The 22,734-nt window shown below is 69.2% G+C and carries 28 protein-coding genes; 22 read left to right on the top strand and 6 right to left on the bottom strand.

The window, feature by feature from the left end:
* Positions 1–84: 84 nt before the first annotated feature.
* From BZF59_RS01000 to BZF59_RS01010, 3 genes are all read right to left on the bottom strand, one after another.
* The gene (locus tag BZF59_RS01000) at positions 85–447 is read right to left on the bottom strand and encodes a flagellar protein FlgN (RefSeq protein WP_245805959.1); all 363 of its coding nucleotides are present in this window, start codon (positions 445–447) and stop codon (positions 85–87) included.
* 4 nt (positions 448–451) lie between these two features.
* On the bottom strand, positions 452–763 hold the full coding sequence (gene flgM, locus BZF59_RS01005) for a flagellar biosynthesis anti-sigma factor FlgM (protein WP_086606382.1): 312 nt from the start codon (positions 761–763) through the stop codon (positions 452–454).
* Between the two features lie 78 nt (positions 764–841).
* Positions 842–1,384 carry a flagella basal body P-ring formation protein FlgA gene (locus BZF59_RS01010; RefSeq protein WP_086606383.1) on the bottom strand — a complete coding sequence of 181 codons (543 nt, stop codon included), beginning with the start codon at positions 1,382–1,384 and terminating at the stop codon, positions 842–844.
* A gap of 174 nt (positions 1,385–1,558) precedes the next feature.
* Here BZF59_RS01010 and BZF59_RS01015 point away from each other — a divergent pair, with 174 nt between their 5' ends.
* Positions 1,559–2,641 (top strand): GGDEF domain-containing protein, encoded by a 1,083-nt coding sequence (locus BZF59_RS01015; protein ID WP_158094233.1) that lies wholly within the window; start codon positions 1,559–1,561, stop codon positions 2,639–2,641.
* Here BZF59_RS01015 and BZF59_RS01020 read toward each other — a convergent pair.
* Both BZF59_RS01020 and BZF59_RS01025 read right to left on the bottom strand, forming a co-directional pair.
* Positions 2,638–3,099, bottom strand: coding sequence for a hypothetical protein (locus BZF59_RS01020; RefSeq protein ID WP_086606385.1), 462 nt, complete (start codon positions 3,097–3,099; stop codon positions 2,638–2,640). The two genes, BZF59_RS01015 and BZF59_RS01020, sit on opposite strands and share 4 nt — an antisense overlap.
* A complete protein-coding gene (locus tag BZF59_RS01025) occupies positions 3,096–3,773 on the bottom strand; it encodes a MotA/TolQ/ExbB proton channel family protein (protein WP_086606386.1) in 678 nt (225 codons plus the stop codon). The genes BZF59_RS01020 and BZF59_RS01025 overlap by 4 nt, the downstream gene beginning before the upstream one ends.
* A 234-nt stretch (positions 3,774–4,007) precedes the next feature.
* Here BZF59_RS01025 and flgB point away from each other — a divergent pair, with 234 nt between their 5' ends.
* The 14 genes from flgB to BZF59_RS01095 all read left to right on the top strand — a co-directional run bounded on the left by flgB (position 4,008) and on the right by BZF59_RS01095 (position 14,519).
* Entirely contained in the window at positions 4,008–4,361 is a 354-nt protein-coding gene (flgB, locus tag BZF59_RS01030; RefSeq protein ID WP_086606387.1) for a flagellar basal body rod protein FlgB, read from the top strand.
* A 2-nt stretch (positions 4,362–4,363) separates the two neighbouring features.
* Complete coding sequence (gene flgC, locus BZF59_RS01035; RefSeq protein WP_086606388.1) at positions 4,364–4,774, top strand: flagellar basal body rod protein FlgC; 411 nt, start codon at positions 4,364–4,366, stop codon at positions 4,772–4,774.
* On the top strand, positions 4,774–5,094 hold the full coding sequence (locus tag BZF59_RS01040; protein ID WP_086606389.1) for a flagellar hook capping FlgD N-terminal domain-containing protein: 321 nt from the start codon (positions 4,774–4,776) through the stop codon (positions 5,092–5,094). The genes flgC and BZF59_RS01040 overlap by 1 nt, the downstream gene beginning before the upstream one ends.
* A gap of 36 nt (positions 5,095–5,130) precedes the next feature.
* On the top strand, positions 5,131–5,946 hold the full coding sequence (locus tag BZF59_RS01045; RefSeq protein WP_086606390.1) for a flagellar hook-basal body complex protein: 816 nt from the start codon (positions 5,131–5,133) through the stop codon (positions 5,944–5,946).
* A 3-nt stretch (positions 5,947–5,949) separates the two neighbouring features.
* Positions 5,950–6,696 (top strand): flagellar basal body rod protein FlgF, encoded by a 747-nt coding sequence (locus BZF59_RS01050; RefSeq protein WP_086606391.1) that lies wholly within the window; start codon positions 5,950–5,952, stop codon positions 6,694–6,696.
* 18 nt (positions 6,697–6,714) lie between these two features.
* Positions 6,715–7,506: a flagellar basal-body rod protein FlgG gene (flgG, locus tag BZF59_RS01055; RefSeq protein WP_086606392.1), complete on the top strand. Its 792-nt coding sequence runs from the start codon at positions 6,715–6,717 to the stop codon at positions 7,504–7,506.
* Positions 7,507–7,514: 8 nt separating this feature from the next.
* The gene (locus tag BZF59_RS01060) at positions 7,515–8,231 is read left to right on the top strand and encodes a flagellar basal body L-ring protein FlgH (RefSeq protein WP_086606393.1); all 717 of its coding nucleotides are present in this window, start codon (positions 7,515–7,517) and stop codon (positions 8,229–8,231) included.
* A 13-nt stretch (positions 8,232–8,244) separates the two neighbouring features.
* Complete coding sequence (locus BZF59_RS01065) at positions 8,245–9,360, top strand: flagellar basal body P-ring protein FlgI (protein ID WP_086606394.1); 1,116 nt, start codon at positions 8,245–8,247, stop codon at positions 9,358–9,360.
* Complete coding sequence (locus tag BZF59_RS01070) at positions 9,357–9,692, top strand: hypothetical protein (RefSeq protein WP_086606395.1); 336 nt, start codon at positions 9,357–9,359, stop codon at positions 9,690–9,692. The genes BZF59_RS01065 and BZF59_RS01070 overlap by 4 nt, the downstream gene beginning before the upstream one ends.
* Entirely contained in the window at positions 9,692–11,032 is a 1,341-nt protein-coding gene (gene flgK / locus BZF59_RS01075) for a flagellar hook-associated protein FlgK (protein ID WP_086606396.1), read from the top strand. Before BZF59_RS01070 ends, flgK begins: the two co-directional genes overlap by 1 nt.
* A 12-nt stretch (positions 11,033–11,044) precedes the next feature.
* The gene (locus BZF59_RS01080) at positions 11,045–11,965 is read left to right on the top strand and encodes a flagellin N-terminal helical domain-containing protein (RefSeq protein WP_086606397.1); all 921 of its coding nucleotides are present in this window, start codon (positions 11,045–11,047) and stop codon (positions 11,963–11,965) included.
* 15 nt (positions 11,966–11,980) lie between these two features.
* A complete protein-coding gene (gene motA / locus BZF59_RS01085) occupies positions 11,981–12,844 on the top strand; it encodes a flagellar motor stator protein MotA (protein ID WP_086606398.1) in 864 nt (287 codons plus the stop codon).
* A gap of 1 nt (position 12,845) precedes the next feature.
* Positions 12,846–13,754: a flagellar motor protein MotB gene (locus BZF59_RS01090; protein WP_086606399.1), complete on the top strand. Its 909-nt coding sequence runs from the start codon at positions 12,846–12,848 to the stop codon at positions 13,752–13,754.
* Positions 13,755–13,952: 198 nt separating this feature from the next.
* Positions 13,953–14,519 carry a hypothetical protein gene (locus BZF59_RS01095; RefSeq protein WP_143738047.1) on the top strand — a complete coding sequence of 189 codons (567 nt, stop codon included), beginning with the start codon at positions 13,953–13,955 and terminating at the stop codon, positions 14,517–14,519.
* 334 nt (positions 14,520–14,853) lie between these two features.
* Here BZF59_RS01095 and BZF59_RS01100 read toward each other — a convergent pair whose 3' ends face one another.
* The gene (locus BZF59_RS01100; RefSeq protein WP_086606401.1) at positions 14,854–15,681 is read right to left on the bottom strand and encodes a flagellin N-terminal helical domain-containing protein; all 828 of its coding nucleotides are present in this window, start codon (positions 15,679–15,681) and stop codon (positions 14,854–14,856) included.
* A gap of 293 nt (positions 15,682–15,974) precedes the next feature.
* Between BZF59_RS01100 and BZF59_RS01105 the strand changes: the two genes are divergently transcribed.
* From BZF59_RS01105 to BZF59_RS01135, 7 genes are read left to right on the top strand one after another with little or no spacing between them, the layout of a single operon-like run.
* A complete protein-coding gene (locus tag BZF59_RS01105) occupies positions 15,975–17,273 on the top strand; it encodes a sigma-54 interaction domain-containing protein (RefSeq protein ID WP_245805960.1) in 1,299 nt (432 codons plus the stop codon).
* Positions 17,270–17,635: a flagellar hook-basal body complex protein FliE gene (gene fliE / locus BZF59_RS01110; RefSeq protein ID WP_086606402.1), complete on the top strand. Its 366-nt coding sequence runs from the start codon at positions 17,270–17,272 to the stop codon at positions 17,633–17,635. The genes BZF59_RS01105 and fliE overlap by 4 nt, the downstream gene beginning before the upstream one ends.
* A 3-nt stretch (positions 17,636–17,638) precedes the next feature.
* On the top strand, positions 17,639–19,303 hold the full coding sequence (fliF, locus tag BZF59_RS01115; RefSeq protein ID WP_086606403.1) for a flagellar basal-body MS-ring/collar protein FliF: 1,665 nt from the start codon (positions 17,639–17,641) through the stop codon (positions 19,301–19,303).
* Complete coding sequence (gene fliG / locus BZF59_RS01120; RefSeq protein ID WP_086606404.1) at positions 19,300–20,343, top strand: flagellar motor switch protein FliG; 1,044 nt, start codon at positions 19,300–19,302, stop codon at positions 20,341–20,343. The genes fliF and fliG overlap by 4 nt, the downstream gene beginning before the upstream one ends.
* Positions 20,327–20,971, top strand: coding sequence for a FliH/SctL family protein (locus BZF59_RS01125; protein ID WP_143738048.1), 645 nt, complete (start codon positions 20,327–20,329; stop codon positions 20,969–20,971). The genes fliG and BZF59_RS01125 overlap by 17 nt, the downstream gene beginning before the upstream one ends.
* A complete protein-coding gene (locus BZF59_RS01130; protein WP_086606406.1) occupies positions 20,968–22,302 on the top strand; it encodes a FliI/YscN family ATPase in 1,335 nt (444 codons plus the stop codon). Before BZF59_RS01125 ends, BZF59_RS01130 begins: the two co-directional genes overlap by 4 nt.
* Complete coding sequence (locus BZF59_RS01135; protein ID WP_158094234.1) at positions 22,295–22,732, top strand: hypothetical protein; 438 nt, start codon at positions 22,295–22,297, stop codon at positions 22,730–22,732. The genes BZF59_RS01130 and BZF59_RS01135 overlap by 8 nt, the downstream gene beginning before the upstream one ends.
* The last annotated feature ends 2 nt before the right edge of the window (positions 22,733–22,734 follow it).

Genomic DNA, 22,734 nt, shown 5'->3' on the forward strand with positions numbered 1-22,734 from the left:
AGCGCGCGCGGGGTGCGGCGCTTTCAGGAGCGGATTTGCAAGCGGCGTGCCAGACCTTGGGGTGGCGGGCCTAGGTACGAACCCTCAGGCGCGGCCGGGGGTGTAGGTTGCGCGCGGGGCACCCCGCCCGCCGCCCAGCGCTGCGATCCGCGCCGCGACATTGGCGGCGAGCAGATTGCGCACCCGGCGGTTGACCTCGTTCAGCTGCCGCGCGGTCTCCGCCAGTGTGCGGGTCTCGCTGTCCAGCTTCTGCGGGCCGAGATCGGCGAGCGCATCGCACAGCGCCTCCTTGTCCCGCGCCGCGCCGATCAGGTCGTCGGCATCAAGCGCGGCAAGCGCTTGCCGCTCGCGCTCGAGCACGGCAATCATCTGCCGCAGCCCTGCCGTCAGCGGATGGGCCGGTTCGGGGCGGGCGGGCGGCGCGGCGGGGACGAGAATTTCGGCCACCGGCTCAGCTCCGCTCGGGCAGCGACAGGCTGACCTGCGCGGCGATCATGGCATCGGCGATCTTGGTCGGCACCAGCGGGTAGGATCCGTCGCGCAGCGCCTCGCGGATCTGGGCGACACGCTCGGCGTCGACCGGCGGGGCGGCGGTGGCGGTATCCGGGGCGGAGACTTCGAGGCTGATCCCGGTGGCAGGCGCAGGGCTGCCGGCCACCGGGGCGGCTGGGCGCGGGCGCGCCTCGATCTGCGCGCGCTCGCCCGCCGCGACGGCGCGGGCTGCGCTGATGCCGGACAATTTGCTCAGTTCGACAGAGGGCATGGCGATGTCCTTCGAATGGGTTGCTGAAGGCGAGAACGGCGGCGCGCCGGGGGGTTTAAGAGGGCGTAAAAAGGATTTTCAGCCGGCCGGGATGACGGCGAGGCCGGGGCGCTCGATCCGCGCGCGGATCGGCTCGGCCTTGCGGCTGGTGCGCACCTCGATCCAGTCGCCGACGCTGCCCGCTTCAACCGCTTCGCCCGCCTGCTGGACGCTGAAGCCGCGCCCGCGCACCATTACGGTGATGGCATCGCCGCGCTTCACCACCGGTGCGGGCCTTGCTGCGCCCGGACTGCTGCCGGGGGCGGGGTTGATGGCGACGAAGATGCGCCAGCTTGTCTGTCCGGCGCATTCGACCTGCACTGCGGTGCGTGCCACCGTATGCCAGCTGACCGCGAGCGGCACGGCGCAAGGCGCCAGCTGGAGCCTGCGGTCGCTCGCCATGCGCGCGCCGCCCGGTGCGCCGATGTCGGCTCCGGTGAATTCGGCCACGGCCTGGTCGATCGTGGCCGGATCGGTGACGGCAGGCAGGCTTTGCGCGGCAAGGTGCTGGTCGCATTGCGCCAGCAGGATCGGCACGGCCAGCGCGCTCAGCCGCCAGCCAACATTGCCGGGTTGGGTCATCTCCACTTGTATCCGCTCCTTGTTCTGCGCTGGGTCTGCGCTGGCGGGAACGGAGCAAGGACCATGCCAAGACCCGCCCTAGGTAAACTCCCGAGGCGACCGGGCGCGGTGGGTTAAGCATGGCGCGCTAGAACGGCGAGCAAAGTTTCCATCATGTTGGTCGCGGATACTCCCATGCCCTTTGCCACCGGCTATCTTTCCCGCTCCGCCCGCCACCGGGCCAAGGACGAAGACCCCTCGCAAGCCTCCGCCCCCGCGGGCGGGCGCCGGGCCGAAGCGGCGCGGCGGGACCTGCTCGACAGGATCGCCGATTTCGTTGTCCGCCACGATCTCGCCGTCACCGCGCCCAATATGGCGACCTTGTGCGGCGCGCTGTCGGGCGCCAATCCTGAGCTGGCGGGCGCGCTGGTGCGGCGCGAGGCGGCGGGGGAGCCGATCGACCAGCGCTGGCTCGACACGCTGGCGCGGCTCGACCCCGACGGGCACAGCCGCATCGCCGCTTTCGAGACGCTGGGCGATAAGCTCGAACAGACGCTGCTGCGCTTTGCCCAGACCACGCGTGCCGCGCAGACCGAGACCAGCGACCACCGCGGCGCGATCGGCGAGCAGATCGCAGCGCTCGCTGGGCCCGAGGGGCTGGCACAGGTGATCGACCTCTCGCGCGCGATGATCGCCCGGATCGAGCAGATCGAGGCCGCGATGGCGCGCAGCGAGGCCGAGGTCGCCGCCTTGCGCCAGAGCCTCGCCATGGCGCGGATCGAGGCCGACGTCGACCATCTCACCGGCCTGCCCAACCGCCGCGCCTTCGAGCGCAAGCTGGCGGCGGCCGCTCTGGAAGCCCGCGAGGCGGGCGCGCCGCTGAGCCTCGCTTTCTGCGATGTCGATCATTTCAAGGGGATCAACGACCGCCACGGCCACGATGCGGGCGACCGCGTGCTGTGTGCGCTGGCGGCGCATTTCAGCGAACAGGCGGGCAGCGCCGCCTTCGTCGCGCGCCATGGCGGGGAGGAATTCGTGCTGCTGTTCCCCGGACTCGGCAAGGATGCCGCCAAGGGCCGGCTCGATGCGATCCGCCGGGCGATTGCCGCGCGCGCCTTGATGAACCGCGACACCGGCCAGCCCTTTGGCAAGGTCACGTTTTCGGCCGGCGTGGCCGAAGTGACCGAGGATGCCGACACTCGCAGCGCCCTCGCCCGTGCCGACGCTGCGCTCTACCGCGCCAAGCAGCAGGGCCGCAACCGGGTGGAGCTGGGCTAGTCTGGCTCGCTGACCGCAGTGTCATAGGCGAGGCTGGCATAGGTCTCGTCCGTCGTTCCGGCATGGATGATCGTGCGCACCCGCGCGCCCGTTTCGCGCGCTTCGGCGGCAAGGGCTTCCGCACGCGACCAGGCTGCGGCTTCCTTGCCGGGGGTGTGGATCGCAAAGATTGTCAGCGTCGCGCGCGGATCGGGGGCCTGTGCGGCCAGCCATTCGCCAAGGCCGGGGCCGCCGGGCACGGGACGGAACAGCGCCTGCGCCGCGTCGATCTGCGGCGCGGGGAGCCCGCGCGCGTCCTTCTCGCGCGCCTCACCATAGGCCAGCCGCGCGCCGCTTTCGGCCTCGGCAGCGGGCAGGGCGGAGAGTGTCAGCAGGAACAGGATCAGCGCCAGATCGGCGATGATCAGCTGCCAACCATTGCCGCCACCACGCGCCGGAGTGGAGGTGATCCCAGTCATGCCACCCCCCGCAGGTGCGCGCGGCGCGCCTTGGCCGCGCTGTCGATCGCATCGATCTGTGCGGTGAACCAGTCGGCCAGTGCCTCGCGGTCCTCTTCCTCGGCGAGCCCGCGCCGCTCGATCGCGCTGGCGAGGGGGTAGCACAGCAGATGCGCGATCAGCGCGCCGTAGAGCGAGGTCAGCACGGCGGTGGAGACGGCGGCCATGATCGCCGCCGCCGCGCCTGCGCCTTCGGGCGCGGTGCCGAGCTGCGTGAGGCCATAGAGCGTCCCGATCAGCCCGAACACGGGCGCAAGTTCGCCCGCCCACATGAACACCTGCGCGGCGCTCACCCGGCGCGCTTCCTCCAGCGCGCGTTCGGCGCGGCGCACCGAGGCGAGCGAGTCGATCACCCCGTGGCGCAGATAGGTCTCGAGCATCAGTCCCAGCGCGCGGTCGGGCGGCAGGACGGGATCGGCGCGGTGATGACCATCGCGCTGGATCGCGTTCACCGCCTGTGCCAGCGCGCGGCGGTTTGCCTCCAGCCGGAAGCGCGCGCGCACCAGCCCGCCCGCCGCACCCAGCGCCGCGCCGAAATCGCGCCATCCGCAGCGCGCCACGGTGGCAAGCACGGTTCCGGCGACCACGATCGCCAGCGCACCGGGATCGAGCAGCGGGTTCAATGTCGGCGGCATGGGTGTCCCTCCTTGTGGCAACGCCAGTCAGAACGGCCGCGAAACCAGCCGATTAAGCGCGCCGGACGGGCGGCAGGGGTTTGCCCTGAGCTGCGCGCGGCAAACGGCAAGAACCTGCCGCCCTGCCCTGCGACCTGCCGCCCTCGTGCCGGTGCAGCGGGGTTTGGCACGCTTCCTGCTGTTCAGGCTGCGAGCTTGCGGGGATGGGCCTCGCAGCCAAGGAAAGGCAGCCTCATGAACGAGCGACTTTTCGGTATCCACGGCGCCGCGCTGACCTTGCGGTCGGAACGGATGGGCGTGATCGCGTCGAACATCGCCAATGCCGCGACCCCCGGATACAAGGCGCGCGACATCGATTTCGGCGCGGCGCTCGATGCCCGGCTGGCCAATGCCCGCGGGCAGGCGAGCCTCGGCGGCGACACCCGCCTGCTGTTCCGCCGCCCGACCATGCCCTCGCTCGATGGCAACACGGTCGAACTCGCGCGCGAACAGGTCGCCTTTGCCGAAAACGCGGTGGCTTACTCCGCGACGCTCAGCTTCGTGCAGGGCAAGGTCAACACCATCACCCGCGCGCTGAAGGGCGAGTGACGATGCCCGACCGCCAGCCCATGACGCTGTTCAGCCTCACCACCCGCGCGATGAGCGCGCAGATGGTGCGCATGAACACCGCGACATCGAACCTCGCCAATGCCGGGTCGGTCTCCACCACCGAGGAGGGCGCCTATCGCCCGATCCGCGCGGTCTTCGCAACCGAGCTCGACCGCGCCTCGGGCCTTGCCGGGGTGACCACCACCGGGCTGGTGCGCGCCGAGACCGCACCGACCAAGCGCTACGACCCCTCCCACCCGCTCGCCGATGCGCAAGGCAACGTGTTCGAAGCCCCCGTCGATGAGACCGCCGAGATGGTCGAGATCATGGACGCCTCGCGCCAGTACCAGAACCTGGTGCAGGCGCTCCAGACCGCCAAGCAGCTGATGCTCGAAACCCTGAGGAGCCAGTAATGGATAGCACCGCCATCAATCCGGCAGCGCAAACGACGCTCGACCGGCTCAATACCCCCTCGCGCATCAACGGCGGCGGGTTGCAGTCGCTCGGGCAGGCCGATTTCCTGCGCCTGCTGACCACCCAGCTGACCTTGCAGGACCCGCTGGAGCCGACCGACAACAAGGAGATGCTGGCGCAGATGGCGCAGTTCTCAGCGCTCGCCGCGACCACCGAAAGCGGCGCGACGCTGGAGGACATCTCCGGCAAGCTCGACCGGTTGATCGCCGCGCAGGAAGCCGTGGCGCGCGCCGTCACCCCTTCCGCTCCGCAACCCTGAACCCCTCTTACGTCCCGCTGAAAGGATCATAGCCCCATGTCGTTCTTCACTTCCCTGTCCGGCCTGCGCAACGCCGAGACCGATCTGCGCGTCATCGCCAACAACATCGCCAACGCCGAGACGGTGGGCTTCAAGAAAAGCTCGGCGCAGTTCGCCGATCTTGTCGCCACGGGTTCCGCCACCGATCCGCGCCGCAGCCCCGGCATCGGCGCGACGATTGCCGGGATCACGCAGGACTTCGTGCTCGGCCCGCTCGAACAGACCGGTCGTGCGCTGGATCTGGCGATCGACGGTGACGGGTTCTTCGCGCTCGCCAATCCGTTTTCGGGCGATGTCAGCTACAGCCGCAACGGCAATTTCCGCCTGACCGCGGTGGGCGAGCTAGAGGACAACTGGGGCAACCGCCTGCAGGCCTATCCGGTCGATCCGGCAGGCAACCCGACCTCGACCGTGCCCGCCGATGTCAACGTGCCGATCGTTAACGGCGCGGGCTCCTCGCTCGCCAATGTCACCATCAATGTGCGCGGGATCGTGATTGCGGCCTTCTCGGACGGCAGCACCGAGCCGGTGGGCCAGGTTGCGCTCGCCACCTTCCCCGCTCCCAACGGGCTGCGCTCGATCGGCCAGACCAAATGGCAGGCGACCGGCGAAAGCGGCGCGGCGGTGTTCGGCAATCCCGGCCTTGGCACCTATGGCGAGATGATCAGCGGCGCGCTGGAGCGTTCCAACGTCGATCTGGCCGAGGAAATGGTCTCGCTGCTCACGGCGCAGCGCAACTTCCAGGCCAACGCCCGCGCGATCGACACCGCGACGCAGATCACCACCACCACGCTCAACCTGCGCCAGCAGTAAGCGATGGACCGGCTGATCTACACCGCCATGACCGCGATGAACGCGGCGATGGACCGGCAGCGGGTGACGGCGAACAACCTCGCCAACGCCAGCACTCCGGGCTTTCGTCAGGAGATCTTCGCGGTCACTCCGGCGACGCTGAAGGACGGATCGCTGGAGGCCCGCGCCATGGCGCGCGGCAATGTGCGCGGGGCGGATATGAAAACCGCCCGCGTGGTGCCGACGGGCAATCCGCTCGACGTGGCGCTTGAGGGCAAGGCGCTGATCGCGTTCCAGTCCCCCGACCGGCAGGGCGAGATATACTCGCGGCGCGGCGACCTGCGCGTCGCGGCCTCGGGTGTGCTGGAGAATGGCGAAGGGCTGGCGGTGCTGGGCGAAGGCGGCACGCCGATCACGGTGCCGCCGGGGTTCAGCATAAGCCTTGCCGCCGATGGCACGATCCTCGCCAGCGATCCGGCCGCGCCCAATGCCGCTGCCGAAGCGATCGACCGCATCCGGCTGGTCAATCCCGAAGGCAGCCCGCTCGCCAAAGGGATCGATAGCTTTCTGAAGGTGCCGAACGGCGGTGTCCTTCCCCCCGATCCCACTGCCCGGCTCAGCACCGGGGCGCTCGAAATGTCCAATGTCGAAACCGCCGATACCCTCGTCCAGATGATCGAGGCGCAGCGCGCCTTCGAACAGCGCGCCAAGATCATCGCCACCGCAGGTACGCTCGATGAAGCCTCCAGCGGCCTGATGTCGCTGCGCTAAGAACAGGAGAACCGACCCATGCCCACTTCCGCTCTTCACGTCGCCCGCACGGGCCTCGAGGCGCAGGATGCGCGGATGCGCGTCATCGCCAACAACCTTGCGAATATCGGCACCACCGGCTTCAAGCGCGACCGCGCGGACTTTGCGACGCTCGCCTATCAGGAACAGCGCGTGGCGGGGCAGGCCTCGACCGGGCAGACCGCCTATGCGGTGGGGCTCAATTTGGGCACAGGCGTGCAGGTGCAGGGCACCGCGCGGATCAGCACGCAGGGCACGCTCAGCCGCACCGACAACCCCTTCGACCTCGCGCTGGATGGCGACGGGTTCTTTCAGGTGGAACTGCCGCCGGGCGGCCAGATCGGCTTCACCCGCGCAGGCAATTTCGCGCTGGCGAATGATGGCACGCTGATCACCGCGCAGGGCTATGCGCTGCAGCCGCCGGTGCAGATCCCGGCCGGGGCGCAGTCGATCTCCATTGCGCCCGACGGCACGATCAGCGCGATCACCCCCGGCAATGCCGAGCCGACGCTGCTCGGCCAGCTGACCGTGGCGAGCTTCGTTAATCCGGGCGGCCTGCGCGCGATTGGCGACAACTTCCTGGTCGAAACCGCTGCCTCCGGCCCCGCCGAACTCGGCTTTGCGGGCGAAAACGGGCGCGGGCAGATCCGGCAGGGGATGCTCGAAAGCTCCAACGTCAACGTGGTCGAGGAGCTGGTCGAAATGATCGAGGCCCAGCGCGCCTACGAGATCAATTCCAAGATGGTGAGCGCGGTCGACGAGATGCTGCGCAACGCCAACCAGACATTGTGAGAACTGCCATGAAGGGTCGGATCATCATCCTCGCCGCGCCGCTGCTGCTCGCTGCGTGCGGCGGGCTGGGCGGCAAGGGGCCGCAGGCGGGCTTCACCGCGCCGCCGCCGCCCGGCGCGGCGATGGTCGCTGCCGGGGCGAGCGATCCGCTGGCGGTGGCCGCGCCGCAGCCGATGGTGCCTGCCACCAGCGCGGGGGCGATCTTCCAGACCGGGACGGGCTATTCCGGCCTCGTCGTGGGCACCCGCGCGCGCCAACTGGGCGATATGGTGACGATCATCCTCACCGAAGCGACCACCACCACCAAGAGCACCACCGGCAAGACCAGCCGCGAAGGGAGCTTCGGAATCACGCCCCCTGCGGCCGGCCCGCTCGATTTCCTGAACCCCGAAGCCCTTAAAGCTGCGGCGCAAGGGTCGTTCACGGGTTCGGGCAATGCCGCGCAGCAAAGCCGCCTCAATGGTGCGGTCGCTGTGACGATTGCCGCGATCTACCCCAACGGGACTGCCGAAGTGGTCGGAGAAAAGCAGATGATGTTCAGCCAGGGAGACGAGTGGGTGCAATTCGCCGGCCGCATCCGGCTGATCGATATCGACGCCGACAACCGCCTCGCCTCATCGCAGGTCGCCAATGCCCGGATCATCTATTCGGGCAAGGGCGCCGTGCAGCAGGCGAGCCGTCCGGGCTGGCTCAGCCGCTTCTTCAACATGATCTCGCCGTTCTGAGAGGGCCGCACCGATGAACCGCATCCGTATCCTCGCGCCGATCCTCTATATCCTGATCGCACTGGTTGCCGGGCACATGCCCGCGCCTGCTGCGGCCGAGCGCATCCGCGATCTCGGCCAGTTCGAAGGCCTGCGCGCAAACCAACTGACCGGCTATGGCGTGGTTGTCGGCCTCGCGGGTACGGGCGACAACAACCTGCAATATGTGACCGAGGCGATGAAGGGGGTGTCCGGGCGGCTGGGGCTGCAATTGCCGCCCGGTGTCTCGCCGATCCTGCGCAATTCCGCCGCGGTGATCGTGACGGCGGAACTGCCTGCCTTTGCCAAGCCGGGGCAGCGGATCGACATTACCGTCTCGACCCTTGGCCAGGCGCTCTCCTTGCGCGGCGGGGCGCTGATCCTCACGCCGCTCTACGGTGCGGACGGGCAGATCTACGCGATGGCGCAGGGCAATGTCGCGGTGGGCGGCCTTGGCGTGACGGGCCGTGACGGATCGCAGGTCAGCGTCAATGTCGCCACCGTGGGCCGGATCGCCGATGGCGCCACGGTGGAGCGCGCGGTGGCGACCGGGTTCGACCTGTCGCCGACCTTGCGCTTCAACCTCCACAAGGCCGATTTCCTCACCGCCGCGCGGGTGCGCGATGCGATCAATGGCCGCTATCCCGGCATTGCCACCATCGCCGACGGGGTGAGCATCGAGCTGGCCCTGCCGCAGGGCAACGACATGCGATCTGGCCTGATGGCCGAGATCGAGATGCTTGCCGTCACGCCCGCGCCGGTCGCGGCGAAAGTGATCGTCAATTCGCGCACCGGAACCGTGGTGATCAACGATGCCGTGCGCCTCGCGCCCGCAGCGATCAGCCACGGCAAGCTGGTGATCCGCATCGACGAGAACCCCGCGATCGTCCAGCCCGCGCCCTTCAGCCGGGGCGAGACCACGCAGGAGGAATCCTCCGACATCACCGTCGAGGAACGCTCCGACCGGGTCGCCTACATGCCCGCCGCCGCTTCGCTGACCGAGATCGTCGATGCGCTCAACCTGCTGGGCGTGGGCGCGTCGGACCTGGTGGTGATCCTCGAAAGCCTCAAGCAGGCGGGCAGCCTGCAAGCCGAAATGGTGGTGCTGTGATCCGCCCCCTTTCCCCCTCGGGCGTCCCTGCGCCCGGTAGCGCGGCCCGTACCGGCCAGCCCCCCTTCTCTCCGGAACGGGCCGCGCTGCGTGAGGCCGCCGAAGGCTTCGAGGCGATCATGATCCGCAAGATGCTCGCCAGCGCGCGCGCCTCCAGCTTTGCCGAGGACGCGCCGCTGACCGGCGGCGGGCTCAAGCAGTTCGAAGCGATGCGTGACGAACACTTCGCCGAAATCGCCGCCAATTCCGGCGCCTTCGGGTTTGCCCGGAGTATCGAGGCCAGCCTCGCGCAACACCTGCCCGCTAAAGCTGCGGATCAAGGGGACAGCTGATGCCAACCGCGATTTTCACCATTGCCCGATCCGGCCTCAGCGCCAGCCGCCGCAGCCTCGAGCTGACGGCGCAGAACATCGCCAATGCCTCCAACCCCGACTATTCGCGCCGGGTGCTGACGCAGGGCGAGCTGGTGATGACAAGCTCGATCGGCACCAATGCGGTCGACTCGCTCGGCGGCGTGCGCCCCGGGAGCATCGAGCGTGCGGAAAGTTCGCTGGTGCAGCGTCAGGCGCGCGATACGTCCTCGGCGCTGGCAGCGGCGGAGGCCGAATTCTTCGCGCTGCGCGAGGCCGAAAGCGCGCTCGAAACTTCAGGCGTGTTCACCGGCATCGTCGATTTCGAAGCCGCGCTGACCCGGCTCCAGAACAACCCGACTGAACCCGCGCTGAGGCTCTCGGCGGTCGAGGCCGGGCGCAAGATGGCGGGCAATTTCCGCATCGCCAACGGCACGCTCGCCAATGCCCGCAGCCTCGTGCAGGCCGAAGTCAGCGCCGAGGTGCTGACCGTCAACGAGCTGGCGGGCGAGCTGGCCAAGATCAACGCCGATCTGGTCGGCTCGCGCGAGGGCACCGCCGGGCGCGCGGCGCTGCTCGATGCGCGCGACAAGGCTCTGCGCGGGCTGGCGGAGGAATTCGGCCTCGAGCCGACCATCAACGCCAACGGCACCGCCGACGTGATGCTGACCGGCACCCCGCCCGTGGCGCTGGTGACCGGTTCGGTCACGCAGCCGGTCGCGGTCACCTATGCCGCCGATGGCACCGCCAGTTTCACCGTGGGCGGCACGGCCTTTGCGCCTGCCAGCGGAGCGATGGCGGGTCGGGCAGCGGCGCTTGGCGAGATGGCGGGGCTGCAAACCGGGCTCGATGCTCTGGCCGCTTCGGCGATCGGCCTCGCCAACACCGCGCAGGCCAATGGCGCCGGGCTCGACGGTTCGCCGGGTCAGCCGCTGTTCGGCGGCACCGGAGCGGGCGATATCGACGTGGTGCTCGCCTCTGCCGATGGCCTCGCCACCGCTCCGGCAGGCGCGCCTGCGGGCAGCCGCGACACGGCCAATCTCGCCGCGCTGATCGCCAGCTATGCCGGGCCCGGCGGGCCTGCGAGCGAGGCCGACGCCCTGCTGCTGGGCCTCTCCAGCCAGGTGTCCGCGCTCAACACCCGCGCCGAGGGCCTCAGCGTTGTCGCCGCCAGCGCCGAGGCCGAGCTGCTGCGCGAGACCGGGGTCGATCTCGATGACGAGGCCGCCAATCTGGTGCGCCTGCAACAGGCTTTCGAAGCCAACAGCCGGGTGATCCAGGTCGCCGCGCAGCTGTTCGATACCATCCTCGACCTCAGATAGGGAGCGCGCGCCATGGGTTTCATCACCAATTCGACCGGCTCCTACTTCAACCGCTCGCTCGCGCAGATGGCCGATCTTCGCGCCGGGATCGAGCGCACGCGCTCGCAGATCGCCACGGGCCGCAAGATCGAGCGCGGGTCGGATGATCCCGCCGCCGCCGCGCAGCTGCGCAGCATCGCCCGGCGCGAGGCGCTGGCCGGAGTCGAGGGCGATAACGCCGCCCGGCTCGGGCAGGATCTGGCTGCGGGCGCGAACGAGATCGAGGCGGTGACCGCGCTGCTGCAGCGCGCGCGCGAACTGGCCCTGCAGGCCGCCAATGCCCCGCTCGGCCCGGACGGTCGGCAGGCGGTCGCCTTCGAGCTGGAGCAGCTGGGGCAGGAACTGTTCACCCGCGCCAACGCCGTCTCGCTGACCGGCGAGCCGCTGTTCGCGGGGCAATCCTCGGGCGCGGCCTTCACCCGCGATGCGCTTGGCAATGTCACCTATGCCGGCACGCCCGAAAGCGGCGCCGTGCCGGTCGCACCGGGGACCGAAATCTTCCGCGGGTTGCCGGGCAGCGAAGTGTTCGAATTCAACCTCAATGGCACCCCCACCAGCGCCTTTGCCGTGCTCGGCGGGCTGGCGGCGGCGTTGCAGGGCGGCGCGGCCGATCCGGTCGCTGCGGCCAATGCCGCGATCGAGGGGATCGACGCCGCGCTCGATACCACCAACCGCGCAGTTACCATCCTCGGCACCCGCATGGCCTGGACCGAGCAGGTCGAAGCCCAGCAGGGCGAGCGCATGATCGTGCTGGCCGAACGCCGCAGCCGGGTGGGCGATACCGACATCGCCGATGCCATCGCGCGCCTGCAGCAGACGATGACCGCGCTCGAGGCCAGCCAGGCCGCCTTCGCCCGCGTCAGCTCGCTGACCCTGTTCGACGCGCTGCGCTAAGAGAGGGCTGGCGGAATGTTTGTTGCCATTGGCATAGTCGTATTGCTCGCCATGGTGTTCGGCGGGTTCATCCTCGCTGGCGGGGCGATGGGCCCGGTGCTGAAGGCGCTCCCGCTCGAATTCATGATGATCGGCGGAGCGGCGACCGGCGCGACCCTGATCGGCAACTCGATGCACGAGATCAAGCTGCTCGGCGGCGGGCTGGGCAAGATCTTCAAGGGGCCGAAATATACCGATCAGGATCACATCGACGCGATCGCGCTGACATCGAAGCTGATGAAGCTGCTGCGCTCCGAAGGCGCGGTGGCGCTGGAAAGCCATGTCACCGAGCCGGGCAATTCGACGCTCTTTTCCGAATACCCCAAGCTTCAGGCCGACCCGGTGGTGAGCGCGATGATCTGCGATCCGCTGACGCTGATGGTGGTCTCTTCGGGCACGCTCGATACCCACGCGGTCGAGGATATCATCGACAATGCGATCAAGACCCAGCTGCACGAAATGGACGAGCCGCAGCACATGATCCAGTCGCTCGCCGATGCGCTGCCTGCGCTCGGGATCGTGGCCGCGGTGCTCGGCATCATCAAGACGATGGGCGCAATCAACGAGCCCCCGGAGATTCTCGGCAAGATGATCGGTTCTGCGCTGGTCGGCACCTTTCTGGGCGTGCTCTTGGCCTATGGTTTTGCCGGGCCGCTGGGCGCGCGGCTGAAGCAGATCAACGCGCACGACAGCCAGATCTTCCATTCGATCAAGCAGGTCATCATCGCCTCGCTGCACGGCTATCCGCAGCCGCTGGTGCTGGAAGCCGCGCGCTCGGGCCTGCCGCCTGCGCATCGCCCCAAGCTCACCGACCTGCTCGACATGATGCGGGGGCGGTGAGGTGGCGGATGGCCCTGCGGCGATCCCCGCGCCGATTATCGTCAAGAAGATCACGGTGGTCGAAGGCGGCCACCACGGCGGGGCGTGGAAGGTCGCCTATGCCGACTTCGTAACCGCGATGATGGCGTTCTTCCTGCTGCTGTGGCTGCTCGGCGCGACCGAGGAGAAGCAGCGCAAGGGCATCGCCGATTACTTTGCGCCCACGCTGGTCAAGATGCGGCAGGAAAGCGCCGGGTCGGACGGCTTGCTGGGCGGATCGTCGCTAACCGATCCGGACAATTATCCCAATGAAATGGGCCAGACCGGCACACGTTCGATCACTATCCCGCGCGGCGTCACCGGCGGCCCGACCGAAGGCGGCGGGCGCGGCGAGCTGGACGCCAAGAAGCTGAAGGAATTGCAGGACAAGATCGAACAGAAGCTCGTCCAGCGCCGCCAGCTGCGGCACCTCGCCAAGCAGGTGCGGGTGATGCGCGCGCCCGAGGGCATCCGCATCGACCTGATGGACAATGCCGATTTCTCGATGTTCGAACTGGGCACCACGATCCTCACCAAGGATGCGCGCGGGCTGCTGGAGGTGATGGCCGACACGCTGAAGGACGAGGCCGCCCCGCTGATCCTGCGCGGTCACACGGATTCGCTGCCCTGGCGCGGCGGGGTGAGCGCGAACAACTGGTCGCTCTCGACCGGCCGCGCGGAAGCCACCCGTCAGGCGCTGGTGCTGGGCGGCGTGACACAAAATCGCTTTGCGCGGATCGAGGGCGTCGCCGACACCGAGCCGCTGATCGGCGACAACCCCGCGGACCCGAGAAACCGTCGCATCTCGCTGCTGCTGCTCGAAGGGCGCGGCCCACGTCAGTCGGCAGCGGCACCGCCGGTGAAGGCAGCGAAGGTAGCCCCCGGACCCTGACCTTCTTCCGACGCGACGAGCCGTGATCAGGTCGACGCAACGACAAAAAGGCCCCCGCGGTGCACCCCGCCGGGGCCTTTTTGTCGGGCGGCCCGGTGTCGGCTTTCGGGCAAGCGCCGTAGCATTCTGGATGGCCGGGAATGGGTGGAAATCGGAAATCGCGAAAGCTAGACAATCGAGGCTATGGACCACCCTCAGATGCTCACTGAAATTGACGTCAGCCAGCTTGCAGGCGCCTTCCCCATGTCGATGGGGACAAACGCGGTCGAAGCCGGAATGGTGGTCCATGGCCTTCTTGATCCACGACAATGGGCCAACCAAGTGAGCCTTCTAGTTGGCGGAGAGAAAATACTCGTGCCACGACGGCTTCGATATAGCGAGGACCAAAGCACGCCCTCAAACGACAGCCCCATCGCGCAAATGGCCGCCTGTCTCCAAACTCAGAGTTCCAACGGCTTTGACCGTCAGCGTGCTTTGCGATCACTTCTACCCGCGGTGCAGCCATGGTCTGCACCCTTTGTGGTAACCCTGATCGGTGAGTATGTCGTCGAGATCATCGAGGACATCGCAGGTGCGACCACTCCGTTAAATGTTGACGCGATGATCTCGTTTATCTCCGAAAATACGGACTATTGGAAACTGACTAAGCAGCGCGTCGCCAGTTACTGGAATGTCTACTACAGACATAAATACACAAAGCTGAATTACCCCGGATTTCAGCTAGTGAGGACACTTGAGACTGGCCTACGCGCACGCGCTGCATGATGTCCGGTTTGGGGTCGCTAGCTGAACGACAGCGTTTTCCTCTACGGGTCCCGAAGCCGAGGTGCTTTCCTACGCAAGGGCGATCTCCCAGCCTTGCGGTAATGCCACGACCGCACGCCGCGCTTTGCATCAGCACGAACCGCCTTCCAGCGGCTGTCAGCGCGAAGCCGGTATCTTCTCTCTGGACACTGTCTCAAGTGTCTCCAACACGCGCGCAACTCGGCTGTCTGAGGGTGCACGATGACCGAGCCGTCACACGCCAAAAAGCCCGGAGCCTTGCGGCTCCGGGCTTGCTTGGCCCGCCCCCAGGGGAATGGGGCGGGTGCGGGAAGGATTAGCGCAGCAGCGAGAGCACGTTCTGCTGCGACTGGTTGGCCTGCGCCAGCATCGCGGTCGAGGCCTGGCCGAGGATCTGCGCCTTGGCGAGCGCGGTGGTTTCCACCGAGTAGTCGGTGTCCTGGATCCGCGAGCGGGCGTCCGACAGGTTGGTCGAGACGTTGGTGAGGTTGTTCACCGCCGACTGCAGGCGGTTCTGGCCGGCACCCAGCGTGGCGCGGGCGCTGTTGATCGCATCAAGCTCGGTGTCGACCGAACCGATCAGCGTGTTGGCCGCAGTCGCGGTCGAGACGTCGTAGGAGCCCGCCGCACCGCCGTTCGCGGCGAGGCTGGTGAGGTCGGCCATGGCCAGGGTCACGGTGTCGGTGCCATTGGCGCCGGCCTGAATGTCGACCGTCGCGGTGCTGGCGTCGAACAGGACCACGCCGTTGAATTCGCTGTTGGTGATGACCTGGCCAATCTGCGCGGTCAGTTCGTCCACTTCGACCTGCATGTAGGCACGGTCAGTCGCGTCTTCGTAGGTGCCCGAGGCCGACTGGACAGCCAGTTCGCGGATGCGCTGGAGCATGTTGGTCACTTCGTTCAGCGCGCCTTCGGCGGTCTGCGCGAGGCTGATGCCGTCATTGGCGTTGCGGATGCCCTGCTGCATGCCGCGGATCTGCGAGGTCATCGAGGTGGCGATGGCGAGGCCGGCGGCGTCGTCTGCGGCGCTGTTGATGCGCTTGCCCGAGGACAGGCGCTCCATTGCGGTGCCGAGCATCTTGCCCGCAGCCACAGCGGAGTTGGTGGCGCGCAGGGCCGAGGTGTTGGTGTTGATCACGTTCATTGTCAAAACTCCCGAATGGTCAGGCAGGACGAATTGGCCCGTCGCTGCTGGCCCATAGAGCGGCCGTGATCCGGGATGTTTAAGCGGAAAAATTTTCATCGCGAAAACAGTCGATTGATTGGCGGCTGACAGTGTGTTGACCGCACAGGGCGATCCCGCCGCCGCTCGGGCCTAGGTGTTCCTCGCAGGGCCAATAGGGGAAGCTACGGGGGCTTAAATTTGCCTCGCGTCCAGCCTGTATGCGGCAGAGCTTTGCCACACACACCGGCAACCAGACGACAACAGGGGCAAGCATGACGAAACCGGCGATCAGCGCGGGGCAGGGCGAAATGCCCGCGGGCGCGCATGATATCCTCATCAACATGACCGTGCCGCTGATGGGCGGGCGCTGGCAGCGCGACCGGATCGTGCTGGGCGAGAGCCTGCCGCCCACCATGGCCGCGGCCATCGCGCGCAGCGGCAAGGTGGCGATTGCGCTGTCGCCCGCCGCCTCGCCCGCCATCGCGCTGAACGGCACGGGGCGGATCGCGCTCGCCTATGATCCCGCCGCCCCCGCAGCCGCGCGTCCGGCGCTGATCGCGGCCTCGGCGCAAGGCGGCTGGCCGGTGGCGGGCGACCCGCAATCGCTGGCGCTGCTGACGCTGGCAGAGCGCATCGCCGCGAGCGACATTCCCGTCCTTCTCGAAGGCCCGACCGGAACCGGCAAGGAGGTGCTGGCGCGCTTCGTCCACAATCTCTCCGGCCGCGCAGATGGCGCTTTCGTGGCGGTCAATTGTGCTGCCATGCCCGAAGCGATGCTGGAGGCGCTGCTGTTCGGCCACAAGAAGGGCGCCTTCACCGGCGCGGCTGAGGCGGGCGAGGGGCTGTTTCGCGCGGCGGACGGCGGGACGCTGTTGCTCGACGAGATCGGCGAACTGCCGCTGGCGCTGCAATCCAAGCTTCTGCGCGCGCTGCAGGAAGGCGAGGTTCTGCCGCTGGGCGCGACCCGGCCGGTCAAGGTCGATTGCCGGATCATCGCCGCCACCAACCGCGATCTTGCCGCCGAAGCCGCCGCCGGGCGGTTCCGCGAGGATCTGCTCTACCGCCTCAACGTCTTTCCCCTGCGCCTCCCGATGCTGCGCGAGCGGGCGGCGGATATCGCCCCGCTCGCCTTTGCGATGCTGCTGCGCCATGCGCCCCAGACAGCCCCCGGCGCGCCGGGCCAGCCGGGCTGGATCGCCGATGCGGCGCTAGCGATGCTCGAAGCGCACGCCTGGCCGGGCAATGTCCGCGAGCTCGAAAACGTCATCCGCCGCGCGCTGCTGCTGGCGGGCGAGGCGGAAGTGATTGGGCCGGAGCATATCATCTTCGACACCGCGGTGCGCCCCGTCGCCGATGCGGCCCCGGCGCTTGCGCCGCGCGGCCCGGCGCAGTGCTCGCTATCGGATGTCGCCTTTGCCTCGGAAGCGCGGGCGATCCTCGACACGCTCAGCCGCCACGGCGGCAATCGTGCGGCGACCGCGCGCACGCTCGGCATCTCCGAACGCACGCTGCGCTACCGCCTCGCCTCGATGCGCGGGGCGGGGATGCTGGCGGCGGGAGGTGCGGCATGAACCCCGTGGGTCGCGCCAGCTTCGGGATCGAGGACGTGATGGCGCTGCGCAGCCAGGTGCTCGCGCGCAGCAGCGCGCTGCGGCAGGTGCGCGCCGCCAGCGAGGCGAACGGTGCCATGCAGGCCCCGACCCGCGCGCCGGGCGCAGGCTTTGCCGATACGCTGCACACGGCGCTGAAGCAGGTCAACGCGGTGCAGGAACATTCCTCGCAAATGCAGGTCGCCTATGAACGCGGGGCAGTGACCGACATCGCGCAGGTAATGCTCGCGCGGCAGGAGGCGGGCGTGGCTTTCGAGGCGACCTTGCAGGTGCGCAACAAGCTGCTCAACGCCTATCAAGACATCATGCGGATGGGGGGCTGATAGATGGCCGAGGCTGCACTTCCCGTCCCCGCCGACATCCCCGGCCTGCCCGCTGCGCCGCAAGCTGCAAGCGGCTGGCGCACCATGCTGCCGCCGCCGCTGGCAGGCTTCGTCAGCCAGCCTGCACTCGCCCGCGCTTTGCCTGCGATGGGCGGGCTCGGCGCGGTCGCAGTGGCAGGCGCGCTGTGGATGGCGATCTCGTCCGGCCCCGACCGGGTGCTCTACGCGAGCCTTACCGATGCCGAGCGCGCCAAGGTGGTCGAAACGCTCGAAGCGGGCGGGATCGACTACGGTATCGACAACGGGACCGGCGCGATCACCGTGTCGGAAGGCGACGCCTACCGCGCGAAGATGCTGGTCGCGAGCAATGCCGGGATCGCCGCGCCCGAGGGGGCCGAGGCGATGCTCGACGCGATGCCGCTCGGCACCTCGCGCACGCTGGAAGGCGAGCGCCTGCGACTGGCGCGCGAACGCGAGCTGATGCTGACGATCAAGGAGATCGACGGGATCGAGAGCGTGCGCGTCCACCTCGCCACGCCCGAACGATCGGCCTTCGTGCGCCAGACCAACCCGCCGTCCGCCTCGGTCATGGTGCGGCTGGTGAGCGGGCGCAGCCTGTCGCAAACGCAGGTCGAGGCGATCGTCAATCTCGTCGCGGCCAGCGTGCCGGGGATGAGCGCCGACGCTGTGCGGGTGGTCGATCAGAACGGCCGCCTGCTGTCCGACCCGCGCGAGGCGGCGGGCGAGGGGCTGACGCTGCAGCGCGAGCATGAGGCGAAGCTTGCCCAGCAGATCGACGCGCTGCTCACGCCCCTGCTGGGGGAAGGCAACTTCTCCGCGCAGGTGCAGGTCGAACTCGACACGCAGGAAGTCACCACCGCGCGCGAGACCTATGAGAAGGAAGGCGCGATCCGGGCCGAGAGCGCCCGCAATGCGACCCGCACCGGCGCTGCGCCCGCAGGCGGTGTGCCGGGCGTTCCGGCCAATACGCCGCCGCCGCAGGCCGAGCTGGTCGACGGCGCGCCCAACCCCGCACCGCCCGCAGCGCCGGGCAGCGCGACCGACACCGAAACCGCGACCGATCGCTCTTACGAATTGGGCCGCGAGGTCGCCGTCACCACCGCCGGGCCGGGGACTTTGAAGAAACTCTCGGTCGCGGTCGCGGTGAGCGATGCCGCGCTGAAGGCCGCCGCGCCGATGACCGCGCAGCAATTGCAGGCGCTGGTGAGCGCCGCCGTGGGTGCCGATACCCAGCGCGGCGACCAGGTGCAGGTCGTCGCGAGCAAGTTCGAGCCCGCCGATCTCGAGCCGCCCGCCTTCTACGAAGCGCCGTGGTTCGCGATGCTGGTGCGCTATGGCACCGCGCTGCTGGCGGTGCTGCTGGTGCTGCTGCTGGCGGTGCGCCCGCTGATCGGCAAGCTCAAGGGCAGGGGTGAAGCTTCGGCGCCTCCCGCCGATGGCGCTGACGGCACGCTGCTGGCCGGGCGAGCGGAAGATGCCGACAACGCGCCCGACGCTGACAACACCGGCGCGGCGATTACCGATCTGCCGCGTCAGGTCGAACTCGCCCGGCGGCTCGCCGTGCAGCAGCCCGAACGCGCGGTCGAAGCGCTCCAGCGGATGCTCGAAGCGCCCGACAGCCCGCAGCCGGAGGCACAGGCGGCATGAGCCTTGAGGATGCCCTGAACGACACGGCCCCCGCCGCACCGCCGCCCGCGCTGCTCAGCCGGGTGGACCGCGCCGCGGTGTTCCTGATGCTGCTTGGCGACGAGGAGGCGACCAGCCTGCTCGCGCGCCTCAGCCCGGCCGAACTCGAAAAGCTCGGCGCGGCGATGATGCAGCTGGGCGAGATCGAGCAGCCGCACATGGCCGAAGCGCTCGCCGATTTCGCGGGCGAGGCGGCGCGCGAGCTGCTCCCCCGCCGCGGGCGCACCGACCGGGTGCGCAGCCTGCTCGATAAGGCGCTGGGCCCGGCCCGCGCCGACTCCATGATGCAGCGGATCGAGCCCGATGCCCCCCCACGCAGCCTCGAGCTCGCGCAATGGCTCGCGCCTGGCGTGCTGGTGCGCCTGATCCTCGACGAACATCCGCAGGTGATCGCCGCACTGCTGCTGCTGATCGAGCCCGAACCCGCTGCCGAAGTGCTCGCCATGCTCCCGCTCGAACTGCAATCGCTGGTGGTCGAGAGGGTCGCCAAGAGCGGGTCGATTTCCGCGAAGGCGATCGCCACGATCGACACGCTGCTGACCCAGCGCATCACCGCCACCTATGGCACTGCTCCGCTGCTGATGGGCGGCCCGCGCGAGGCGGCGAACCTCATCAATCTGGCTGCGGGCGAGCTGCGGAGCACCGTGCTCCCCGCCATCGCCGAACGCGATGCGCCGCTGGCCGAGCGGATCGAGGAGGAGCTGTTCACCTTCGAAATGCTGTTCGCGCTCGACCCGATGTCGATGGGCCGCCTGCTGCGCGATGTCGACAACGAGAAGCTGGTGGATGCGTTGAAGGGCCTCAAGGAGCCCGACCGCGCGCCCTTCTTCGCCGCCATGTCGAGCCGCGCGGCGGACGGCGTGCGCGACGAGATCGAATTGCGCGGACGCCTCGTCAAGAGCGAGGTTGTCGCGGCGCAGAAGGCGATCGTCGAAATTGCCAAGGGGCTCGCCGATGCGGGCGAGATCGTGATCGGAAGCGGCAGTGGCGAATTCGTCTGATTGGCTCGTGGCGCTGGCCGAGCCCGAGATTGCCGAAACTGCCGCGCCGGATTGGCTGGCTTCGCTCGGCGCGCCCGGCGCCTTCCGTGAGGCGGCGCTGTTCGGCGAGACGCTGGGGAAGCCCGCGCCGCCTGATCCCGCGCCCGTGCCCGAACCTGCGTCCGATCCGCTCGCCGTGGCCTGCGCGCGCGCCTTTGCCGAAGGCGAGGCCGCCGGACGTGCTGCTGCCGAGGCCGAGAGTGCAGCGCTCGCCGCCCGTCAGCGTGCGCTGCGTCTGACCTTCCGCGCGCTCGATGAAGCCGCGCTTGGCGTGCTGGCCGACGATCTGGCCGCCACCGTGCTCCACCTGTGCGACAGCGTGCTGGGCGAGGCTGCGCGCGATGCCGACGCCCTGCGCGCGCGCTGCATCACCGCCGCGCGGCGGATCGGTGGCGCGCCTGACACGCTGGCGCTCCATCTCCATCCCGATGACATGGCCCTGCTGGGCGAAGAGGTGCTCGCCGCGATGCGCTGCGTGCCCGACCCGGCGCTCGAACCCGGCAGCCTGGTGATCGAGGGGCCGGACGGCTCGGTCAGCGATGGCCCTGCCGCATGGCGCCGTGCGATTGCGGCGGCTCTGCGCGGATGATCGGCGAATTGCAGCTCGATCTGGCGCGGATGCGCGCCGCGCGGCCCGTGGGCGGGCCGGTGCTTAACGGGCGCGTGGTCACCTGTGACGGCGGGCTGATCGAGGTCGCGGGCCTGCCGCTGCCGGTCGGCTCGCTGGGGCTGATCGAAAACGATGCGGGCGCGGAATGCCTTGCCGAGGTGATCGGCTTTCGCGCCGGGCACTCGCTGATGATGCTGCTCGGCGATACGATGCTGCTGCGCCCGCGGGCGCGGGTGCGCGCGCTGGGGCAGCCGGGTGAAGTGCGCGTCGGCCCGGCGCTGCTGGGCCGCGCGGTCGATGCGCTGGGCGAGCCGATCGACGGCGGCCCGCGGCTCGATCTGCCGCAGATCTGGCCACTTGCCGGGCGGCGCGAGGGCGCGCTGGAGCGGGCGAGCGTGCGCGAGCCCTTCGATTGCGGGGTGCGCGCGGTCAATGCGCTCGCCGCGATGGGTGTGGGTCAAAGGCTTGGGATCATGGCGGGGTCGGGCGTCGGCAAGTCGGTGCTGGTCGACACCATCGCAGGTCACGCGGTTGCCGATGTCACCGTGGTGGCGCTGATCGGGGAGCGTGCGCGCGAGGTCTCCGACTTCGTCAATCGCCACATGGCTGGACACCGGCGCGGGGGCATCGTGGTGGTCGCTGTCCCCGCCGATCACGCGCCCAATCTGCGGCTGCGCGCGGCGCAATATGCCAGCGGCATTGCGGAGTATTTCAGGGCGCAGGGCAAGCGGGTGCTGCTGATCCTCGACAGCCTCACCCGCGTCGCCCACGCCGCGCGCGAGCTGGCGCTGGTGCTGGGCGAGCCCGGCGCGGCGCGGGGCTATCCGCCAAGTGCGCTGACAGCGGTCACCCGGCTGGTCGAGCGCGCGGGCAATTCCGCGCGCACCGGCGGGGCGGTCACGGGAATCTACACCGTGCTGGCCGACGGGGACGACACCAACGATCCGGTGGTCGACACCGCGCGCGCGATCCTCGACGGGCATATCGTGCTCTCGCGCGAGCTGGCGAGCCGGGGGCATTACCCCGCGATCGACATTCCCGCTTCCCTGAGCCGGGTGATGGACGATCTTGTCCCGCGCGATGTGCTCGAGGCCGCGCGGCGGTTGCGCGGTCTGATCGCGGCGCGCGAAAGCGGGCGCGATCTGGTGATGATGGGCGCCTACCGCGCGGGCGGCGACCCGCTGCTCGACGAGGCGCTGGCGCTGTCGCAGCCGATCGACGCCTTCCTGACGCAGGCGCGCGGGGAGGCCGAGCCGCTGGCGGCAAGCCATGCGGCGCTTTTGGCGCTGATGGGCAATGCCGGTGCGTGAGGCGCGCCGCCTTGCGCTGCTGCGGCACCAGCGCCTGATCGCCGAAGTCGCGCGCAAGCAGGCGCTGCGCACGCTGGCCGAGGCGCGCGATGCCGAGGCGCGTCACCATGCGCTTGCCGCGCGAAGCCGCGCGCTGGTCGATGCGGCCGCGCCGGGGGCGGGGGCGACGACCGGCGCAGCGCTGGCGGCGCGCGCGGGATTCACCGCCGGGCTCGCCCGGATCGCCGACAATGCCCGCGATGCCGCCCGCGATGCGCAACGCCAGAGCGCCTGGCAGATCGAAAACCTCGCGCAGGCCGAAGCCCGCGCCCGGCGCCTGACCGAGCGCGAGGCCGAGGCCCGCGCCGCGCTCGCTGCGGCAAAGGAACGGCGCGAGGCGGCGCGCGACGTGCCGCTGGCACGCAAGTTGCAGAGCACTCCGCACACCTGACC

This window comes from Erythrobacter donghaensis, from assembly GCF_002155425.1.
Taxonomy (GTDB): domain Bacteria; phylum Pseudomonadota; class Alphaproteobacteria; order Sphingomonadales; family Sphingomonadaceae; genus Erythrobacter; species Erythrobacter donghaensis.

Bases quoted from the DNA above. Each gene is read 5' to 3' on its own strand.
- flgM (WP_086606382.1), bottom strand. From the start codon at position 763: ATGCCCTCTGTCGAACTGAGCAAATTGTCCGGCATCAGCGCAGCCCGC.
- BZF59_RS01010 (WP_086606383.1), bottom strand. From the start codon at position 1,384: ATGACCCAACCCGGCAATGTTGGCTGGCGGCTGAGCGCGCTGGCCGTG.
- BZF59_RS01015 (WP_158094233.1), top strand. From the start codon at position 1,559: ATGCCCTTTGCCACCGGCTATCTTTCCCGCTCCGCCCGCCACCGGGCC.
- BZF59_RS01020 (WP_086606385.1), bottom strand. From the start codon at position 3,099: ATGACTGGGATCACCTCCACTCCGGCGCGTGGTGGCGGCAATGGTTGG.
- BZF59_RS01025 (WP_086606386.1), bottom strand. From the start codon at position 3,773: ATGCCGCCGACATTGAACCCGCTGCTCGATCCCGGTGCGCTGGCGATC.
- flgB (WP_086606387.1), top strand. From the start codon at position 4,008: ATGAACGAGCGACTTTTCGGTATCCACGGCGCCGCGCTGACCTTGCGG.
- flgC (WP_086606388.1), top strand. From the start codon at position 4,364: ATGCCCGACCGCCAGCCCATGACGCTGTTCAGCCTCACCACCCGCGCG.
- BZF59_RS01040 (WP_086606389.1), top strand. From the start codon at position 4,774: ATGGATAGCACCGCCATCAATCCGGCAGCGCAAACGACGCTCGACCGG.
- BZF59_RS01045 (WP_086606390.1), top strand. From the start codon at position 5,131: ATGTCGTTCTTCACTTCCCTGTCCGGCCTGCGCAACGCCGAGACCGAT.
- BZF59_RS01050 (WP_086606391.1), top strand. From the start codon at position 5,950: ATGGACCGGCTGATCTACACCGCCATGACCGCGATGAACGCGGCGATG.
- flgG (WP_086606392.1), top strand. From the start codon at position 6,715: ATGCCCACTTCCGCTCTTCACGTCGCCCGCACGGGCCTCGAGGCGCAG.
- BZF59_RS01060 (WP_086606393.1), top strand. From the start codon at position 7,515: ATGAAGGGTCGGATCATCATCCTCGCCGCGCCGCTGCTGCTCGCTGCG.
- BZF59_RS01065 (WP_086606394.1), top strand. From the start codon at position 8,245: ATGAACCGCATCCGTATCCTCGCGCCGATCCTCTATATCCTGATCGCA.
- flgK (WP_086606396.1), top strand. From the start codon at position 9,692: ATGCCAACCGCGATTTTCACCATTGCCCGATCCGGCCTCAGCGCCAGC.
- BZF59_RS01080 (WP_086606397.1), top strand. From the start codon at position 11,045: ATGGGTTTCATCACCAATTCGACCGGCTCCTACTTCAACCGCTCGCTC.
- motA (WP_086606398.1), top strand. From the start codon at position 11,981: ATGTTTGTTGCCATTGGCATAGTCGTATTGCTCGCCATGGTGTTCGGC.
- BZF59_RS01095 (WP_143738047.1), top strand. From the start codon at position 13,953: ATGCTCACTGAAATTGACGTCAGCCAGCTTGCAGGCGCCTTCCCCATG.
- BZF59_RS01100 (WP_086606401.1), bottom strand. From the start codon at position 15,681: ATGAACGTGATCAACACCAACACCTCGGCCCTGCGCGCCACCAACTCC.
- BZF59_RS01105 (WP_245805960.1), top strand. From the start codon at position 15,975: ATGACGAAACCGGCGATCAGCGCGGGGCAGGGCGAAATGCCCGCGGGC.
- fliE (WP_086606402.1), top strand. From the start codon at position 17,270: ATGAACCCCGTGGGTCGCGCCAGCTTCGGGATCGAGGACGTGATGGCG.
- fliF (WP_086606403.1), top strand. From the start codon at position 17,639: ATGGCCGAGGCTGCACTTCCCGTCCCCGCCGACATCCCCGGCCTGCCC.
- fliG (WP_086606404.1), top strand. From the start codon at position 19,300: ATGAGCCTTGAGGATGCCCTGAACGACACGGCCCCCGCCGCACCGCCG.
- BZF59_RS01130 (WP_086606406.1), top strand. From the start codon at position 20,968: ATGATCGGCGAATTGCAGCTCGATCTGGCGCGGATGCGCGCCGCGCGG.